This window comes from Streptomyces sp. NPDC096048 (genome assembly GCF_044763415.1).
Classification (GTDB): domain Bacteria; phylum Actinomycetota; class Actinomycetes; order Streptomycetales; family Streptomycetaceae; genus Streptomyces.
The window spans coordinates 1-1,014 of record NZ_JBIWGG010000036.1; the positions used below are offsets into that span (position 1 = coordinate 1).

At 69.9% G+C, this 1,014-nt stretch carries 1 protein-coding gene; it reads left to right on the forward strand.

The window, feature by feature from the left end:
* Nucleotides 1–871, forward strand: an 871-nt coding sequence (gene cysD / locus ACIQ6R_RS37055; protein WP_404226445.1) for a sulfate adenylyltransferase subunit CysD, incomplete at its 5' end; no start/stop codon positions are given.
* Nucleotides 872–1,014: the final 143 nt, after the last annotated feature.

A 1,014-nucleotide genomic window follows, 5' to 3' on the forward strand; every position in this document is an offset into this window, starting at 1 on the left:
CCTCGAGTCGGAGGCGGTGCACATCTTCCGCGAGGTGGCGGGCGAGTTCGAGCGGCCGGTGATCCTCTTCTCCGGCGGCAAGGACTCCATCCTCATGCTGCACCTGGCGCTGAAGGCGTTCGCCCCCGCACCGGTCCCGTTCTCCCTGCTGCACGTGGACACCGGGCACAACTTCCCCGAGGTGCTGGAGTACCGCGACCGTACGGTCGACAAGCACGGGCTGCGCCTGCACGTCGCCTCCGTGCAGGACTACATCGACCGGGGTGTGCTCAAGGAGCGCCCGGACGGCACCCGCAACCCGCTGCAGACGCTGCCGCTGACCGAGAAGATCCAGGCGGAGAAGTTCGACGCCGTCTTCGGCGGCGGGCGCCGCGACGAGGAGAAGGCCCGCGCCAAGGAGCGGGTGTTCTCGCTGCGCGACGAGTTCTCCCAGTGGGACCCGCGCCGCCAGCGCCCTGAGCTGTGGAACCTGTACAACGGCCGGCACGCCCCCGGTGAGCACGTCCGCGTCTTCCCGCTGTCCAACTGGACGGAGCTGGACGTGTGGCAGTACATCGCCCGCGAGGGCATCGAACTGCCGGCGATCTACTACGCCCACGAGCGCGAGGTCTTCGCACGCGGCGGCATGTGGCTGACCGCCGGCGAGTGGGGCGGCCCGAAGGACACCGAGACCGTGGTCAAGCGGCGGGTGCGCTACCGCACCGTGGGCGACATGTCCTGCACCGGCGCCGTCGACTCCGACGCCGACAGCATCGAGAAGGTGATCGCCGAGATCGCCGTCTCCCGGCTCACCGAGCGCGGCGCCACGCGTGCCGACGACAAGATGTCCGAGGCCGCGATGGAAGACCGCAAGCGCGAGGGGTACTTCTAGCCATGACCAGCACCACCGAACCCACCGAGCCGGCCGCGGCCTGGCAGCTGTCGGAGACCACCCTGCTGCGGTTCGCCACCGCCGGGTCCGTCGACGACGGCAAGTCCACCCTGGTCGGCCGTCTGCTGCACGACTCCAAGTCG